14 protein-coding genes are annotated in these 15,983 nt (G+C 72.1%); 7 read left to right on the forward strand and 7 right to left on the reverse strand.

Annotated features, from left to right (window positions below; all coding sequences use genetic code 11):
• Window positions 1-150: 150 nt before the first annotated feature.
• Window positions 151-1,035 (reverse strand): sigma-70 family RNA polymerase sigma factor, encoded by an 885-nt coding sequence (locus AB0F88_RS14970; RefSeq protein ID WP_362682797.1) that lies wholly within the window; start codon window positions 1,033-1,035, stop codon window positions 151-153.
• Window positions 1,036-1,118: 83 nt separating this feature from the next.
• Between AB0F88_RS14970 and AB0F88_RS14975 the strand changes: the two genes are divergently transcribed.
• Complete coding sequence (locus AB0F88_RS14975; RefSeq protein ID WP_362682800.1) at window positions 1,119-1,568, forward strand: carboxymuconolactone decarboxylase family protein; 450 nt, start codon at window positions 1,119-1,121, stop codon at window positions 1,566-1,568.
• Between the two features lie 56 nt (window positions 1,569-1,624).
• On the opposite strand, the gene AB0F88_RS14980 is transcribed toward AB0F88_RS14975, so the two are convergent.
• The 3 genes from AB0F88_RS14980 to AB0F88_RS14990 form a co-directional block, all read right to left on the reverse strand.
• A complete protein-coding gene (locus AB0F88_RS14980) occupies window positions 1,625-3,220 on the reverse strand; it encodes a CocE/NonD family hydrolase (RefSeq protein ID WP_362682803.1) in 1,596 nt (531 codons plus the stop codon).
• Window positions 3,221-3,321: 101 nt separating this feature from the next.
• A complete protein-coding gene (locus AB0F88_RS14985) occupies window positions 3,322-3,771 on the reverse strand; it encodes a DUF3237 domain-containing protein (RefSeq protein WP_362682806.1) in 450 nt (149 codons plus the stop codon).
• Between the two features lie 48 nt (window positions 3,772-3,819).
• Window positions 3,820-4,989 carry a flavin-dependent oxidoreductase gene (locus AB0F88_RS14990; protein ID WP_362682809.1) on the reverse strand — a complete coding sequence of 390 codons (1,170 nt, stop codon included), beginning with the start codon at window positions 4,987-4,989 and terminating at the stop codon, window positions 3,820-3,822.
• A gap of 72 nt (window positions 4,990-5,061) precedes the next feature.
• Between AB0F88_RS14990 and AB0F88_RS14995 the strand changes: the two genes are divergently transcribed.
• On the forward strand, window positions 5,062-5,586 hold the full coding sequence (locus tag AB0F88_RS14995; RefSeq protein WP_362682813.1) for a MarR family transcriptional regulator: 525 nt from the start codon (window positions 5,062-5,064) through the stop codon (window positions 5,584-5,586).
• A gap of 116 nt (window positions 5,587-5,702) precedes the next feature.
• Here AB0F88_RS14995 and AB0F88_RS15000 read toward each other — a convergent pair whose 3' ends face one another.
• From AB0F88_RS15000 to AB0F88_RS15010, 3 genes are all read right to left on the reverse strand, one after another.
• Entirely contained in the window at window positions 5,703-6,299 is a 597-nt protein-coding gene (locus AB0F88_RS15000; RefSeq protein ID WP_362682816.1) for a DUF1349 domain-containing protein, read from the reverse strand.
• Entirely contained in the window at window positions 6,296-6,580 is a 285-nt protein-coding gene (locus AB0F88_RS15005; protein WP_362682819.1) for a hypothetical protein, read from the reverse strand. The genes AB0F88_RS15000 and AB0F88_RS15005 overlap by 4 nt, the downstream gene beginning before the upstream one ends.
• A gap of 98 nt (window positions 6,581-6,678) precedes the next feature.
• Window positions 6,679-7,881, reverse strand: coding sequence for an ROK family transcriptional regulator (locus tag AB0F88_RS15010; RefSeq protein ID WP_362682822.1), 1,203 nt, complete (start codon window positions 7,879-7,881; stop codon window positions 6,679-6,681).
• Window positions 7,882-8,041: 160 nt separating this feature from the next.
• Here AB0F88_RS15010 and zwf point away from each other — a divergent pair, with 160 nt between their 5' ends.
• The 5 genes from zwf (at window position 8,042) to AB0F88_RS15035 (ending at window position 14,831) form a co-directional block, all read left to right on the forward strand.
• A complete protein-coding gene (gene zwf, locus AB0F88_RS15015; protein WP_362682825.1) occupies window positions 8,042-9,517 on the forward strand; it encodes a glucose-6-phosphate dehydrogenase in 1,476 nt (491 codons plus the stop codon).
• Between the two features lie 77 nt (window positions 9,518-9,594).
• Window positions 9,595-11,490 carry a phosphogluconate dehydratase gene (edd, locus tag AB0F88_RS15020; protein ID WP_362682828.1) on the forward strand — a complete coding sequence of 632 codons (1,896 nt, stop codon included), beginning with the start codon at window positions 9,595-9,597 and terminating at the stop codon, window positions 11,488-11,490.
• Window positions 11,491-11,728: 238 nt separating this feature from the next.
• Window positions 11,729-12,685 (forward strand): glucokinase, encoded by a 957-nt coding sequence (locus tag AB0F88_RS15025; protein ID WP_362682831.1) that lies wholly within the window; start codon window positions 11,729-11,731, stop codon window positions 12,683-12,685.
• Complete coding sequence (eda, locus tag AB0F88_RS15030; RefSeq protein WP_362682834.1) at window positions 12,682-13,293, forward strand: bifunctional 4-hydroxy-2-oxoglutarate aldolase/2-dehydro-3-deoxy-phosphogluconate aldolase; 612 nt, start codon at window positions 12,682-12,684, stop codon at window positions 13,291-13,293. The genes AB0F88_RS15025 and eda overlap by 4 nt, the downstream gene beginning before the upstream one ends.
• 272 nt (window positions 13,294-13,565) lie before the next feature.
• The gene (locus AB0F88_RS15035) at window positions 13,566-14,831 is read left to right on the forward strand and encodes a TIGR03118 family protein (RefSeq protein WP_362682837.1); all 1,266 of its coding nucleotides are present in this window, start codon (window positions 13,566-13,568) and stop codon (window positions 14,829-14,831) included.
• Window positions 14,832-15,983 lie beyond the last annotated feature (1,152 nt).

The following is a 15,983-nucleotide window of genomic DNA, read 5'->3' on the forward strand; positions in this document are numbered from 1 at the left end:
CCGCGGGCGCCGGTGGCCGATCGATCCCAGCCTCGGCGGGGCCGCGACCGGCTCCGCAAGACGGCTGCGCGCAGCCGAAGGCGCGGGTGGCCCGCGGTGCCGCGATCTCATGCCCGGCGGTGACTCACCCCGGAACCGGCCGGCAGTGACTCACTCCGGATCCGGCAGGTCCGTCGACGCGAGCCTGACCGGGTCGATCACGGTCGCGATGGCGACGATCCGGCCGTCGGCGACGGTGAACGCCATGACCGAGAGCGGAGTCCCGTCCTCGCGCCAGGAGACGAACCCGGGAAGGCCGTTGACGAGCACCGCCCGCCCTCGCGCGGCCGCGCCGGCGGCGACTCGCGCGGTCGCGCCGGCGGCGACCTTGGTGGCGCCGAGGACGACGACCACACCGCCGGGCGTGTCGACGGTCAGCCTCACCTCCGGATCGAGCACGCGCAGCAACCCCTCGAAGTCGCCCCGGCGAGCCGCCGCCAGGAAGGCCTGGACGACCTGTCGCTGCTCCCGTCCGGCGGCCGCCGGCCGCTCGGTCGCCCGCACCTTCCTGCGGGCGCGGCTGGCGAGCATCTTGGTGGCGTCGGTGGACCTGCCGAGGATCCGGCCGATCTCGTCGAACGGCACCGCGAACAGGTCGTGCAGCACGAACGCCAGCCGCTCGCTCGGTCCGAGCGACTCCAGGACGACCAGGAGCGCGAGCCCGACCGAGTCGGCGAGCGCCACGTCGTCCTCCGGCGCGGGGCCGTCGTCGACCGTCACGACGAGTTCGGGCAGCCGGTCGTCGTAGGAGGCCTCGGGGCGGGCCTGGCGTGATCGCAGGACGTCGAGACTGATCCGGCCGACCACCGTGGTCAGCCAGCCGGCGAGGTTGTGGATGGTCGCCGTGTCCTGGCGGGAGAGCCGCAGCCAGGCCTCCTGGACCACGTCCTCGGCGTCGGCGTGCGAGCCGAGCATGCGGTGGGCGACCGCGCGCAGCCGGTCGCGCTGGGCCTCGAACGCCTCGCCCACCGGGTCCGCCGGGCTGGTGTCGGACATGTTGTTACCTTCCTCGGATCCGCTCCGTCATAGGTCATGACGGGCCCGGACGGGCACAGGTAACCGATGAAGGGGCAAGACCGATGGAAGCACGCATGAAGAGCCGGGCGAACGCCGACGTGATGACGGCGATCCAGCAGCTCTACAAGGCGATTCACGCCGGTGGCGTCGACCCGCGCCTGCTCGGGCTGGTCCACGTGCGCGCCAGCCAGATCAACGGCTGCAGCCCGTGCGTCTTCGCCGGGGTCACGGCGGCCAGGAAGCACGGGGAGACCGACGAGCGGCTGCACAACGTGGCCGCCTGGCGCGAGACGCCGTTCTTCACCGAGGCGGAGCGGGCAGCGCTCGCGCTGGCCGAGGCCGCCACCCGGATCCAGGACGGCGCGCCGGGTGTGACCGACGAGATCTGGGACGCCGCCGTCGCCCACTTCGACGACGAGCAGCTGTCCGCGCTCAACCTGGAGATCGCGCTGACCAACTTCTTCAACCGGATCAACCGCACGATCCGGGAACAGGCCGGCAAGACCTGGTGAGCGCCCACCACCACGCCGCCGGAACGGTCCTGGACGGCCGTCCGGCCCGGGGCCCGTTACCCGGGGACGATCGGCAGGGTGACGTAGGAGTCGGGGAAGACGGTCTGGTGCTGGACGACCAGGTCGGCCTCGGTGGAGTCGGCGGAGGTCCGGCCGTTGCCGGGGTTGCGGTCGAAGCGGGGGAAGTTGGAGCTGGAGATCTCGACGCGGATGCGGTGGCCGGTCTTGAAGACCTGGCTGGTGGCGACGAGGTCGATCTCGTGCACCCCCGACGGGACGGAGGTCCGCACGATGCCGTCGGTCACGCTCATCGCCCGGCCGTCGGGATGGACGTCGACGAGCTTGGCCGTCCAGTCGGTGGAGAGCGCCGAGGTCTCGGCGTGCAGGGTGACGGAGAGGGGGCCGGTCACCTCGACGTCGGAGGCGAGCGCCTCGGTGGTGAAGCAGAGCACGTCGGGGCGGAGCTCGACGTCGCGCTGGTCCTGGGGGCCGATGTTCGTCACGTCGGGAAGCAGGAGGGGGCCACCGGTCGTGGGCACGGGATCGCGGGGGTCGAAGGTGAAGGTGGACGGCGCGGCGTCCGAGGGAGGCTCGGCGGAGAGCAGGCCGCCGGTGTGCAGGTGGTAGCGGGTGCCGACCGCGCGGGTCAGCGGCCATTCCTCCTCGTCCCGCCAGACGTCGTCGCCCATGACGAAGATCTTCACGGCCGGGCCGGTGTCCCTGCCCCGCAGAAAGTCCATCTGCCGCTGCGGCAGCATGGCCGCCTGCGCCGAGGCGGCGAACCCGAAGTCCAGGTGGCCGGTGCCCGTCGCGCCGGAACCGTGCGACCAGGGGCCGATGACGAGCGGGCCGCCCAGCCGCCGGTGGTTCTCCAGGGTTCCGGCGAGGAACAGGTCGAACCAGCCCGCGACGTGCATCACGGGCACCTCGATCCGGTCGTGCCGCAGGGTCTCGGCCAGTCCCTCCCAGTAGGCGTCGCGGGTCGGGTGCGAGATCCAGTCGTTCCACCACGGCACCCCGGGGATGTCGCGCAGCGGCAGCGTTCGCACGGCGGTGGCCTGGTCGCCCAGCACGGGCAGGAGCGCGCCGAGGCCGGCGCCCACGTCCTCGCCGGCCTCCATCCCGTGCATCAGGCCGAGCATCGCCTGCAGCAGGCCCCAGTTCAGCGCCGAGCCGAGCGCGAGAGCCCCGCCGTGGTACTTCAGCCCGTCGTAAAAGTCGTGCGGGGTCATCGAGGCGACCACGGCCTTGAGCCCCGGCGGGCGCGTCGCGGCGGCCTGGAGCGCGCATCCGGCGAGATAGGAGACCCCGAAGGCCACGACCTCGCCGTTCGACCACGGCTGGGAGGTGATCCACTCGATGGTGTCGTAGCCGTCGTCGCCCTCGTCCAGCCACGGCCGGAACTCCCCGTCGCTGCTTCCGCGCCCCCGGCAGTGCTGGAGCACCACCGCGAAGCCGGCCTCCAGCGCGGGGATCGTCGGCGCCATCGGGAACGAGCCCTCGCCGTACGGCGTGCGGACGAGCAGGGCGGGGAACGGCCCGTCCGAGGCGGGGCGGTGGACGTCGCCGCGCAGGATCGTGCCGTCGCGCACCGGCATCGGGGTGTCGTGCTCGGCGACGATGGGGAGCGGGAGGCGGTTCAGCTTCGGCATCGCGAGTTCCTCGGGTCGTCCGTCGGACCCCGGGGGTCATGCCGGGGCCGTGGTGTGAGCGGTGTGAGCGCCCGGAGCGCGGTGGTCCGGTTCGGGAGAGGTCAGGTCAGGGTGTAGGCGTCGTAGCGGACGGCGTCGGGCAGCCGGCCGGCCTTTCCCACGGCGAGGGTGCGGTTGAGCCACAGGTAGCGCTCGTCACCGGTCTCGAAACGGCAGAACAGCCGGAAGTAGTACTCCGACGGGTCCACCGGCTCCCCCTGGGCGAGGCGGGCCATGACCTCGGCGGGGCCGTGCCGCACGCCGGAGGTGGACAGGTAGAGGTGCGCGCCGTCATGGGTGCGCAGGGTGTAACGGGTGTCGACGCTGGCCATGCCGTCGGCGTGCACGACCTGCCAGTCGGCCCCGCCGGGCAGGACGACGCCGGAGAACCGCGGGCCCTCGAACGATCCGCCCACGATGTTGATCACCCGTCGCCGGCCCCAGTGGGTGCCGCCGAGTTCGAGGATCGGGTCCAGCATCACGGTGAACGTGGCGAGGTGTTCGAGGTTCATCGGATACCTCCAGCGTGGAGACCCCGGGCTTCGGCCGTGGGGAGGATGTCAACGGACGACGTTCCAGGACGGGGACCCGTTCAGCGAGGCCGGGTCGAACCCCGCCGTGCGCTTGTAGGAGGCGGCGATCTCGGCCCGCTCCGCGTAGGGGATGACCTGTTCGATGTCGTCGAACCCGCCGGGCGCGCGCTCGTGGGCGAGTTTCATCACGATCTCGGGGCCCATCCGCCGGTTGGACAGCTGCAGAGTGGTCGTGGCGGGCCGCCGCACGGCCTCGTACGCCGCCAGGTCGCCGTGCGCGAGGGAGTGGGCCAGCACCCGGGCGTCGATGATCGCCTGGGAGGCGCCGTTGGAACCGATCGGGTACATCGCGTGGGCGGCGTCGCCCAGCAGCGTGACGTTCCCCTCGGTCCAGTGCGGCAGCGGGTCGCGGTCCACCATCGGATACTCGTAGGCCGTCTCGGCTCCGGCGATGATCCCCGGCACGTCCAGCCAGTCGAACCGCCAGTCCGCGAAGTGCTTCTCGACCTCGGCGAGGTCCGCCGGCCGGTTCCAGTCGCCCCGGCCGGGGGCCGCGCCGCCGGAGGGCTTCTCGGCGATCCAGTTGATCAGTGTCCGCTCGCCGGTCTCGATCGGGTAGGCCACGAACTTCTGCGTCCCGTCACCGACCATGATCATGGACCGTCCGGTCAGGAACGGCGCGCCGTACGTGGTGCCGCGCCACAGGACCAGCCCGTTCCACGGAGGGGGTCCCTCGCCGGGGAACAGGCGGGCGCGGATCGCCGAGTGGATGCCGTCCGCCCCGATCAGCAGGTCTTCGCCGCCCGGGCCGGTGACGCGGCTGCCGGTCACGACCGACCGCGGGCCGAGCCGCTCGATCACGGCGTCCAGCAGCATCATCTGCAGCCGTCCCCGGTGGACGGAGTACTGCGGCCACCTGTATCCCGCGTCGACGCCTCGCGGCTCGGACCAGATCGCGGAGCCGTACCGGTCGAAGTAGGCGAGTTCGGCGGTGGCGACGCCGATCGCCGCCAGCCGGTCGGCGAGGCCGAGCTCCGTCAGTTCCCGTACGGCGTGGGGCAGCAGGTTGATGCCCACGCCCAGGGGGCGGATCTCGCGGGCGGCCTCGTGGACGGTGAGGTTCTCGAAGCCCGCCGCGTGCAGGCTGAGCGCGGTGGCGAGGCCGCCGATACCGCCACCGGCGATGACGATGTCCACGGGCGCCTCCCGCCGATTGTTATGGCCATAACAATATTCACGGTGAGGGTGCTCCTGCGCAAGACTTGTGCGGTGGAACCATCAGTGGAGCCGGCGGGCAGGGCGGATCTCCGGTATGCCGCGTACGCGCGGGAACGCCTGGCCGGCATGCCGCCGCCCGCCGACCCGGAGGGGTTCGAGCTCGCCTACAACCTGCTGCAGCTGGCCTACCTGCTGGTGACGGACCTGGAGACACGGATCCACCGCCCGCGCGGCTGGACGCTGCCCGGTTTCCGGCTGATGTTCAAGCTCTGGATTCTCGGGCCGACCCAGCCCGCCCGGCTCGCCGAGATCTCCGCCATGTCCCGCTCGGCGGTGACGAACGTGGTCAACACCCTGGAGCGCGACGCCCTGGTCGAGCGTCGCCCGATGCCCGGGGACAGGCGCGCGGTGGTGGTCGCGCTGTCCGCCAAGGGGGAGGCCGCCGTCCGCGAGGCGTTCGCCGAGCAGGCCCGCAGGGAGCAGGAGTGGTTCTCCCCCCTGAACGCGCGCGAGCAGGCCGATCTCAGCGGCCTGCTCGCCCGCATCCTCACCGCCCGCCCGGCCGGCACTCCGTAGACTCGCCCGGCCGGCACTTCGCGGAGTTCCCGCCGCACCGCTCGCCCCGCACCGCGCGCCCGGGCCGGCGGAAAGGCGGGGAAGGCGGGGAAGGCGGGGAAGGCAGGGAAAGCGGGCTACTCCCCGCCGCGCAGGTCGGACAGGCGCTTGGGCGAGTACTCGATGTTCTCGAAGCGCACGGTGCTGCCCTCGCCGGTGGGGCTCTGCGCGAGGAAGCCGACCTCCGGATCCCCGTCGAGCGCGAAGTATCTGATGAGGTTCCAGAACCCGGACTCGTCGGCGACGTGGAAGGCGAAGGCGGAGCCGAGGCGGGACATCCGCAGCCGGATGTCCCGGCCCTCCATGGTCACGGAGTTGCAGTCGTCGGACACCCCGCGGGTGACCACCGAGACGATCGTCGGCCTGCCCTGCGGGGAGAGTTCGAGGCCGCACTTGGCCCACCGGTCGTCGCCGGCGTACAGCAGCAGCGCGGCCGCGTCGTAGGTGGACAGCAGGTCGAGCCTGACCCGCGCGCTGAGCGTGAAGTCGCCGTCCAGACGGCCCACGAGGGCGGGAGCGTTGGCGTAGCGGTTCGGCTCCCCGGGGTCGAAGAAGAGGTCGGTGCCCGCTCCCGCGACGATGGAGAGCGTGTCGCCGTCGGCACTCCAGTCCTCGGGCCGGTTCAGCCAGCGCAGCGGCGTGGGGAAGGCGGGCAGGGAGACGGTTTCGCTCACGGGTGTTCCTCCAGACGGGTTGCGAACGCGTGGGCGTCCGCGACGAGACGGCCGACGACCTCGGCGTCGTGGACGGTACAGACCGGATCGCTCCCGCCCCTGACGCTACGGGCGAAGTCGGCCGTGAGGGAGGGAGACGGGCTCTCCGGCGGGACCCGCGTGGCGTCCCTGTCCCGCGCACAGGCAACGGTCTCGTCCAGAGGCGGCAGGTCAGGCAGGGCCTTCCCGCTGACGATGTCGCCGGATACGGCGATCCCCCGTCTCAGTCCCGGTCTGGACATACGACGATCTTAAGCGTTTCAGGGGGCGGAGTCTGGAAAAGCGCGGCGCCGGGCACGGAACCTGCCAGACGAAGGAGCGGTTCAGGAACGAGAACCGCTCAGGCGAGGGAGCGGACGGAGCGGAGCGGCTGCCAGCCGGCGGAGTCGACGGCCTCGGGCGACAGGATGTGGTCCAGGACCATGTGGGCGCAGCCGATGATCCCGGCGCTCGGGCCGAGCCGGCTGCGCTCGATGCGCAGGTTGCGGGTGGCCAGGGCCGTCGAGCGGCGGTGGATGACCTCGCGCACCCCCGAGACCATCGGCTGGAAGGTCTCCGCGACGTCGCCGCCGAGGACCACCACCGAGGGGTTGAGGAGGTTGACCGCGCTGGCGACGACCTCGCCGAGCATCCGGGCGGCGTTGCGGACCACGGTCATGGTCTCCGCGTCCCCGGCCCTGACCAGGCTCACCACGTCGGCCAGGGTGTCGACCTCGTGTCCCAGGTCGCGGAGCCTGCGCAGGATCGCGGTGCCGCTGGCGATGGAGTCGACGCAGTCGATGTTGCCGCAGCGGCAGAGGACTCCCCCGCCGTCGCGGACCGGGATGTGCCCGATCTCCCCCGCGGCGCCCAGCGCCCCCCGCAGGATCTCGCCCCCGGCGATGACCCCGGAGCCGATCCGGGTGGAGACCTTGATGAACAGCAGGTCGTCGGCCTCGCCCGCGTAGATCTCGCGGTGCTCGCCGATCGCGATGACGTTCACGTCGTTGTCGAGGAAGACGGGGACGGGGAAGCGCGCGGCGATGATCGGCGGGATGGCCACGCCGGTCCAGCTGGCCATGATCCGGGCGCTCTCGGTGCGGCCGGCCGCGAACTCCACCGTGGCGGGGACGCCCAGGCCGACCCCGCGGATCAGGGAGGCGGGACGGTCGCCGAGCAGCTCGCTCCAGGTCTGCATGACCAGGGGCAGGACGACGTCCGGCCCCTCCTCCACGTCCACGGACAGGGCGGCACTGGCCAGCACCTCGCCCGCGAGGTCGCAGACGGCGATCTGGGCGCGGCTCGCGCCCAGGGAGCCGACCAGGACGACCCCGCCGGAGGCGTTGAAGGCCAGGCGGGTGGGCGGGCGGCCTCCGGTGGAGGGGCCCTCGCTGTCCTCCACGACGAGGCGCCGGTCCAGCAGCTCGGTGACGCGCAGGGAGACGGCGGGTCTGGACAGACCGGTGACACGCCCTATGTCCGCGCGGGTGACGGCCTCACCGGAGCGGATGAGGCGCAGCACCTCACCGCTGGTGGCCAGCGCGGCAGCGGGACGTCGAGGCATCCGCCAAGTGAATCACACCCACTTAGGAAATGAAAACTTCCAACTTTCTCATCTCAAATTACAAAACTCCGCTTGTGTAGAGCGCAAGATCTAGCTAGTGTCCGATCTATACCCAATTTTGGTAGATCACTACTGGTAGATCACTACGGAGCGCCGCCCCATGTCTGAGACCCCGCAACCCGCCGACCTCATCGTCTTCGGCGGCACAGGCGACCTCTCCATGCGGAAGCTCCTGCCCGCGCTCTACCACGCCGACCGCGACGGGCGTCTCGCCCCCGAGACCCGCGTGATCGCGATGTCCCGCGGCGGGCTCGACGACGCCGACTTCCGCGGCAAGGTGGACGCCGAGGTGCGCGGCTCGGTGCCGGTGGACGACCTCGACACCTGGCAGCGCTTCCTCGGCCGCCTGCACCACGTCACCGTCGACATCGGCGGCCAGGACCCGACCGGGTGGGCCAGGCTCGCCGGGATGCTCGGCGGGCACGAGCACCGCGACCGGGTGTTCTACCTGGCCAGCCCGCCCATGACGTTCGGCCCGTTCTGCCGGGAGGCGCACCGCGCCGGCCTGGTCACCCCCGCCTCGCGGGTGGTGCTGGAGAAGCCCCTCGGCCGCGACCTGGCCAGCGCGCTGCGCATCAACGACGAGGTCGGCGCCATCTTCGAGGAGCGGCAGATCTACCGCATCGACCACTACCTCGGCAAGGAGACGGTCCAGAACCTCCTCGTGCTCCGGTTCGCCAACGCCTTCCTGGAGCCGATCTGGAACTCCCTCTGGATCGACCACGTCCAGATCACCGTCGCCGAGACCGTGGGCACCCCGGGCCGCCGCGGCTACTACGACCACGCGGGCGCGCTGCGCGACATGGTGCAGAACCACCTGCTCCAGCTGCTGTGCCTGGTGGCGATGGAGCCGCCGTCGCGCAACGACCGCGAGTCGATCCGCGACGAGAAGGTCAAGGTCCTCCAGTCGCTGCGGGCCGTCACCGGCGGCGAGGTGGACCGTTTCACCGTACGCGGCCAGTACACGGCGGGCGAGTCCGGCGGTGTCCAGGTGCCCGGCTACCTCGACGAGCCCGACAGCACCGCGCCCACCGAGGACTCCCGCCGGGTGGAGACCTTCGCCGCGATCCGCGCCGAGGTGAAGAACTGGCGCTGGGCCGGGGTGCCGTTCTACCTGCGGACGGGCAAGCGCATGCCGAACCGCTGCTCGGAGATCGTGGTGCAGTTCAAGGACGTGCCCCACTCGATCTTCCCCGGCAGCACGCCCAACCGGCTGGTGCTGCGGCTGCAGCCGAGCGAGGGCATCCAGCTGAACATCATGGCCAAGGAGCCGGGCGCGGGCGAGGTGGCGCTCAAGCCGGTCCCGCTGAGCCTCAGCTTCGCCGAGACCTTCACCGGCCGGGTGCCCGAGGCCTACGAGCGGCTGCTCATGGACGTCCTCACCGGCAACCCGACCCTGTTCATGCGGCGCGACGAGGTCGAGGCCGCCTGGCGGTGGATCGATCCGATCCTCGCCGAGTGGGAGTCCCAGGGCACCCCGCCCGAGCCGTACCCGGCGGGCAGCGCGGGCCCCGCCTCCGCCCACGAGCTGGTCGGCCGCAGCGGCCGCGTCTGGCACGAGGAGGGGCAGGCGTGAGCGCGCGAGCCGGGCAGCCGGACCCGAACGACCACCGCACCGGAAACGACGACGCAGATTACGACCGAGGAGGCCGGATGCATCCCGTGATCCAGGAGGTGACCGACCGTCTGGTCGAGCGCAGCCGCCCCAGCCGCACCGCGTACCTGAACCGGCTGCACGCCGAGGCCGAGGCGGCCCGCCTGCGCGGCCCCGCCAGGGCGAGCCTGGGCTGCGCCAACCTGGCGCACGGCTTCGCCGCCGTGGGCGAGAGCGACAAGCGGGACCTGCGCGCCAACGTCAAGCCGGGTGTGGCGATCGTGTCGAGCTACAACGACATGCTGTCGGCGCACCAGCCCTACGAGGCCTACCCGGCGATCCTCAAGGCGGCCGTCAGGAAGGCGGGCGGCGTCGCGCAGTTCGCCGGGGGCGTGCCCGCGATGTGCGACGGCGTCACCCAGGGCCGGGCCGGCATGGAGCTGTCGCTCTACAGCCGCGAGGTCATCGCGATGGCCACCGCGATCGCGCTCTCGCACGACATGTTCGACGCCTCCCTCATGCTCGGCGTCTGCGACAAGATCGTTCCAGGCCTGCTGATCGGGGCGCTGCACTTCGGCCACCTGCCCGCGATCTTCGTTCCCGCCGGTCCGATGACCTCCGGCCTGCCCAACAAGGTCAAGGCCCGCACCCGGCAGCTGTTCGCCGAGGGCAAGGTCGGCAAGGACGAGCTGCTCGACGCCGAGGCGAAGTCGTACCACTCCCCCGGCACCTGCACCTTCTACGGCACCGCCAACTCCAACCAGGTCATGATCGAGGTCATGGGCCTGCACCTGCCCGGCTCGACGTTCGTCAACCCGCGCACCGAGCTGCGCGAGGCCCTGACGAAGGCGGCGGGCAGGCGGGCGGTCGAGCTGACCGCGCACGGCCCCGAGTACACCCCCGTCGGCGAGGTCGTCGACGAGAAGGCGATCGTCAACGCCTGCGTGGCACTGCTGGCGACCGGCGGCTCGACCAACCACACCATGCACATCGTCGCCATCGCCGCGGCGGCCGGCATCGAGCTCCTCTGGGACGACCTGGCCGCGCTGTCGAAGGCCGTGCCGCTGCTCACCCGCATGTACCCCAACGGCCAGGCGGACGTGAACCACTTCCAGGCCGCGGGCGGCATGCAGGTGCTCATCGGCGACCTGCTAGACGCCGGGCTGCTGCACGGCGACGTGCTGACGGTCGCCGGGCGCGGGCTGGACCACTACCGCTCGGCCGCCGAGCTGAAGGAGGGCGAGCTGGTCTGGGAGGAGCGCACCGAGGGCAGCGCCGACCTCGACGTGCTGCGCCCGGTCTCCGACGCGTTCTCCGCCGACGGCGGCATCCACATGCTCGACGGCAACCTGGGACGCGCGGTCAGCAAGGTCTCCGCGGTCAAGGACGAGCACCTGGTCATCGAGGCCCCGGCCAAGGTCTTCGACGACCAGCTGGAGCTGCTGAGCGCTTTCGACGCGGGAGAGCTGGACGGGCAGGACTTCGTGGCGGTCATCCGCTACCAGGGGCCGAGCGCGAACGGCATGCCCGAGCTGCACAAGCTCACCCCGCCGATGGCGGTGCTGCTGGACAGGGGGCAGCGGGTGGCGATCGTCACCGACGGCCGCATGTCCGGCGCGTCCGGCAAGGTCCCGGCCGCCATCCACCTGTCGCCCGAGGCCGCCGACGGCGGTCCCATCGCGCTGGTGCGGGACGGCGACCCGATCCGCCTCGACGCCGCCGCCGGAACCCTGGAGCTGCTGGTCCCCGCCGCGGAACTGGCCGCCAGGCCCGTTCAGGGCGCGCCGCTCACCGACGCCCAGTGGGTGGGCACCGGCCGCGAGCTGTTCGGCGCCTTCCGCCGCGCGGCGGGCCCCGCCGAGCGCGGCGCGGGCGTCTTCGCCCTGAACGGCCACGCCGAGGCCGTCGCGAACGGCACCCGCCTGGCGACCGCCCAGAGCGGAATCCGTGCGTGAGGGAACACACCACCGTCTCCTTCGCACGATCCGCATTCGCACGATCCGCATTCGTACGGTCTCCGTCGGCGCGGCCCACGTCCGCACGGGTCGCGCCGGTCGCGCGGATCGCGCCGGTCGCGTGGCTTGTGGAGGTCGTACGGTCTCCGTCCGCGCCGGTCGCGCGGCCCGTGGAGGTCGTACGGCCGGTGAACCTCGGGCGGCCCGCCACGGCCGCACGATCCGCGAAGGAGATTTCGTGAGCCTTCCCTGGCTCGTCGCCGACATCGGCGGCACCAACGCCCGGTTCGGGCTGGTCACCGAGCCCGGTGGACAGCCCGAGGCGGTGGCCGTGCTCGCGGGCGCGGAACACGATGGCCTACCCGAAGCCGTAGCCGCCTATATCGCAGATCATGCGGGCGGAGTTCAGCCGGGAGCCGCGTGCGTCGCGATCGCGGGGCCCGTGAAGGGCGACCGCTACCGGCTCACCAACGCCGGGTGGACGGGGTCGATACGCGACCTGGGCATCCCGAACGCCTGGCTGCTCAACGACTTCGAGGCCCTGGCCGCGTCCCTGCCGCACCTGCGGGGCGACGACCTGGTCTCCCTGGGCGGCCCCGAGCCCTCGCACGGCGTCAAGGCCGTGCTCGGGCCCGGGACCGGTCTCGGCGTGGGCGGCCTGGTGCCCGCCGCCGAGGGCTGGGTGCCGATCCCCGGGGAGGGAGGGCACGTCACCGCGCCCGTCCTCGACCGGCGGGACCACGAGATCGTCCGGGCACTGCGCGCGGACGGCCTGGAGCACGTGGTGGCCGAGCATCTGCTGTCAGGGCCGGGACTGTCGCGCCTGCACCGGGGGCTCGCGCTCGTCCACGGGACCGACGCGCCGAGGCTGTCCGCCTCCGACATCGTGACCCGGATGGACGACTCGCTGTGCGCGGAGACCGTCGAGGTCTTCTGCGCCATGCTCGGCACCTTCGCCGGGAACGTCGCCCTCACCCTCGGCGCGCGGGGCGGCGTCTACCTGGGCGGCGGCGTGCTGCCGCGTATCGTGGACCGGGTCCGCTCCAGCGACTTCCGCCGTCGCTTCGAGGCCACCCCGACCCTGAACGACTACCTTTCCGGCATCGCCACGGCGCTGATCGTGGCCCCCCAGCCCGCCCTGACCGGCGCGGCGGCCTGGCTGAACCAGCGCCTGTCCACCCTGGAGTTCACATGAGTCTGCTCGACATCGCCCCGGTCGTCCCGGTCGTCGTGATCGACGACCCGGAGACCGCGGTCCCTCTGGCCCGCGCCCTGGTCGCGGGCGGCCTGCCGGTCATCGAGGTGACCCTCCGCACCCCCGCCGCCCTGGACGCCATCGCGCGCATCGCCGCCGAGGTCCCGGAGGCGGTGATCGGCGCGGGCACCATCCGCACCCCGGCCGACGTGGCGGCCTCCGTGGCCGCCGGTTCCAGGTTCCTGGTCAGCCCGGGGACCACGCCGGGCCTGGTCGACGCCATGGAGGTCAGCGGGGTGCCGTTCCTGCCCGGGGTGGCGACCGCGTCGGAGGTCATGGCACTCGCCGAGCGCGGGGTGACCGAGATGAAGTTCTTCCCCGCCGAGGCGGCCGGCGGCCTGCCGTACCTGAAGGCGCTCGGCGGCCCGCTGCCGCAGGTCAGGTTCTGCCCGACGGGCGGCATCAAGCTCGCGACGGCCCCCGACTACCTCGCGCTGCCGAACGTCGGCTGCGTGGGCGGGACCTGGCTCACCCCGGCCGACGCGCTCGCCACCGGCGACTACGCCAGGATCGAGAAGCTGGCCACCGAGGCGGCCGCCCTCCGCTGATCCTCCGCTGATCCTCACCCCTCGGCGGGACCTCGCGAGACCCCGCGGGCGCGCCTTCTCCTCCCTTGGCGCGCGCCGCGGCCATGAGTCGCCGTGACCCGGTGTGACGCTCATGGGATCAGGCCCGTGGCCGCCCCACCCGGCGGTCACGGGCCGCCCTTTCCGCCCTCCCGGCTCCTCCCGGGCCCGGGCCTTTCCGAAACGGACTGAACCGCGCACGAACCCCACGCGTATCTCGCGGCGAAAGGCACTCCCTCACAGAGGAGCCATGAATGCGAGTACGCATCGTCACGATCTGCGCCACGGTCCTGGTCATGGGCGTCGCCGGTACGGCGTCCGCCGGGACCCACCAGGCGCAGGCCGGAGCGAAACAGACCAAGGCCGGCAGCGGCCCGGAGAAAGCCGGTCGGCAGTCCCTGCGAAACCACTTCGCGGTCACCAACCTGGTCTCGGACGTCAGCGGACGGGCCGCGGTCACCGACCCCACGCTGGTCAACCCGTGGGGACTGGCCATGGGCAAGACCCTGTGGGTCTCGGCCGCGGGCACCGGCCTGGCCACGGTCTACTCCGGCGGCGCGGGCACCGTGAAGCAGGAGAAGACGCAGGTACGCGTCCCCGGCGGCAGGCCCACCGGGCAGGTCGTCAACAAGGGCGATGAGTTCGTCGTCAAGGGTCCCGGCGGTTCCGGACCGGCGACGTTCATCTTCGCCAGCCCCAGCGGGGCGATCACCGGCTGGAACGCCGAGGCCGACCCGGACGACGCGATCATCAGCGCGTTCGTCAAGGGCGCCGACTTCAAGGGCCTGGCCCTCGCCGAGACGAACCGGGGGGCGATGCTGCTGGCCGCCGACTTCGCCCACAACCGGGTCCACGTCTTCGACGGCGACTTCGACCGGATCTCGTTCGGCCGCCGCGCGTTCCGCGACCCCGGCCTGCCGGAGGACTACGCGCCGTTCAACGTGGAGGTCGTGGGCAACTCCATCCTCGTCGCGTACGCCAAGCGCGACCCCGAGACCGGCAAGTCGGTGGCCGGGCAGGGCAAGGGGTTCGTCAGCCAGTTCAACGGCTCGGGCCGGTTCGTCGGCCGCTTCGCCGCGCGCGGAGCCCTCAACGCCCCCTGGGCGATGACGCTGGCCCCGAAGGGGTTCGGCGCCCACTCCGGGGCCCTGCTGGTCGGCAATTTCGGCGATGGCCGGATCAACGCCTACAACCCGCGCAACGGCCGCCCGCTCGGCCCGCTGCGCTCCTCCGATGGCAGGGCCATCACCCTGGGCGGCCTGTGGGACCTGGAGCCCGGTACCGAGACCGTCGGCGGCACGAACTCCCTGTGGTTCAGCGCGGGCAGCGACGGCGGCACGCACGGCCTGCTCGGCCTGATCCGGCCTTCGGGAGCAGCCACCTCGACGAGCTCCCCCACGGGCAACGCCTCCCCCTCCCCCTCCTCCTCGCACCCGAGTTCCCACAACTCCGGGTCCAACAACTCCGGGTCCAACAACTCGGGATCGAACAACTCCGGGTCGAACAACTCCGGCTACTGAACCCGCCTGTAGTGCTCCGATGTTCATCCCGGAGGTGATGCGGACTTCTCCCTCGTAGCGAGGCAAGAGGCGCCGATTCGCCCTCACCGCGGATTGGCGCTCGGTGAGGCGCTCGCGCCAGGTACCGCCGGACGGGCGGGAACCGAGCTCGTGAGGGCTCGAAAGCCTGCGGAGACCCGGTAAGACCACCGTCTCGGTGGCCCAGGTCGGTGAAGCGGGAAGCCACAGAGGTGTCGCGAGAGCGGCACGGGCTGGATCCTTGGCCGTTCATTCCGAGGAGCGCGTCAAAATCACTGACGGACCACCGCCGGGCGCCAGGGCCCGGGGGTTTCTCCGGCTGCGCCGGCACCCCATACCGGCGGACCGCGATACCGAGCCGACAGGCCGGTCCGCGCGGACCGCCGGAGGGGTGCCGGCGCCGCGGCGCGTCCGGACCGGGGAACGAGGAGCGCTGAGCGGAGACCGGGAACCGGAGAGCGGGAACCGGAGATCGAGGACCAGGAAGCAGCGAGCGGGAAGCGGAGACCGGGAAGCGGAGAGCGGGGACCGGGAAGCAGCGAGCGGGGACCGGGAAGCAGCGAGCGGGAAGCGGACCGGGAACCGGAGATCGAGGACGGTCGACCGGTGATCTGGACTCCCGATTCCCCCCGCGGGCGCCCCGGCACGACGCCACCCGGGAGAGTCACCCGTCGGTGACCGCGCCACCGCCCGGTTTCCTTTAACCTTGAACGAACGAGGGGAGTACTTCCCAAGAACCGGCCCGGTCAATACGGACGCCCTGTGGCGTCCCCGGGCGGTCGCCCGCGAGGTGCGGGTGAAGGAGACCTCGAATGGCCGAGCGCATTCGAGGAGCGAGCATGCCCCTGACAGTCCCCTCCCCCTCCGGGCACCACCTCACAGGCGTTCCCCCACCAGGGCGCCCGCCCCTGCGGGGCCGTGTCTCCGGGGTTTCCCGGCCTTGCCGGCTTTCCCGGGTTTCCCGGGTTTCCGGAGCCTTCGAGGTCTCCCCGGCCTTCCGGCGCGACGCCCCACCTCGCCGCTCCCCCGCCGCGACCCGCCCCGTGGCCGTCGCCGGACCGTACCGTCCCGGCCGTCGTCCACCACCGTCTCCGGACGCGCCTCACGAGTAGCCCTCGGTCCGATCTTCGCCAG

Origin of the sequence: Streptosporangium sp. NPDC023963, from assembly GCF_040639135.1 — a bacterium.
In the GTDB taxonomy this organism is placed as follows: domain Bacteria; phylum Actinomycetota; class Actinomycetes; order Streptosporangiales; family Streptosporangiaceae; genus Streptosporangium.

Coding starts and splice junctions, on each gene's coding strand:
- AB0F88_RS14975 (WP_362682800.1), top strand. CDS start 1,119: ATGGAAGCACGCATGAAGAGCCGGGCGAACGCCGACGTGATGACGGCG.
- zwf (WP_362682825.1), top strand. CDS start 8,042: ATGTCTGAGACCCCGCAACCCGCCGACCTCATCGTCTTCGGCGGCACA.
- AB0F88_RS15010 (WP_362682822.1), bottom strand. CDS start 7,881: ATGCCTCGACGTCCCGCTGCCGCGCTGGCCACCAGCGGTGAGGTGCTG.
- AB0F88_RS15005 (WP_362682819.1), bottom strand. CDS start 6,580: ATGTCCAGACCGGGACTGAGACGGGGGATCGCCGTATCCGGCGACATC.
- AB0F88_RS15035 (WP_362682837.1), top strand. CDS start 13,566: ATGCGAGTACGCATCGTCACGATCTGCGCCACGGTCCTGGTCATGGGC.
- eda (WP_362682834.1), top strand. CDS start 12,682: ATGAGTCTGCTCGACATCGCCCCGGTCGTCCCGGTCGTCGTGATCGAC.
- AB0F88_RS14970 (WP_362682797.1), bottom strand. CDS start 1,035: ATGTCCGACACCAGCCCGGCGGACCCGGTGGGCGAGGCGTTCGAGGCC.
- AB0F88_RS14980 (WP_362682803.1), bottom strand. CDS start 3,220: ATGCCGAAGCTGAACCGCCTCCCGCTCCCCATCGTCGCCGAGCACGAC.
- AB0F88_RS14985 (WP_362682806.1), bottom strand. CDS start 3,771: ATGAACCTCGAACACCTCGCCACGTTCACCGTGATGCTGGACCCGATC.
- edd (WP_362682828.1), top strand. CDS start 9,595: ATGCATCCCGTGATCCAGGAGGTGACCGACCGTCTGGTCGAGCGCAGC.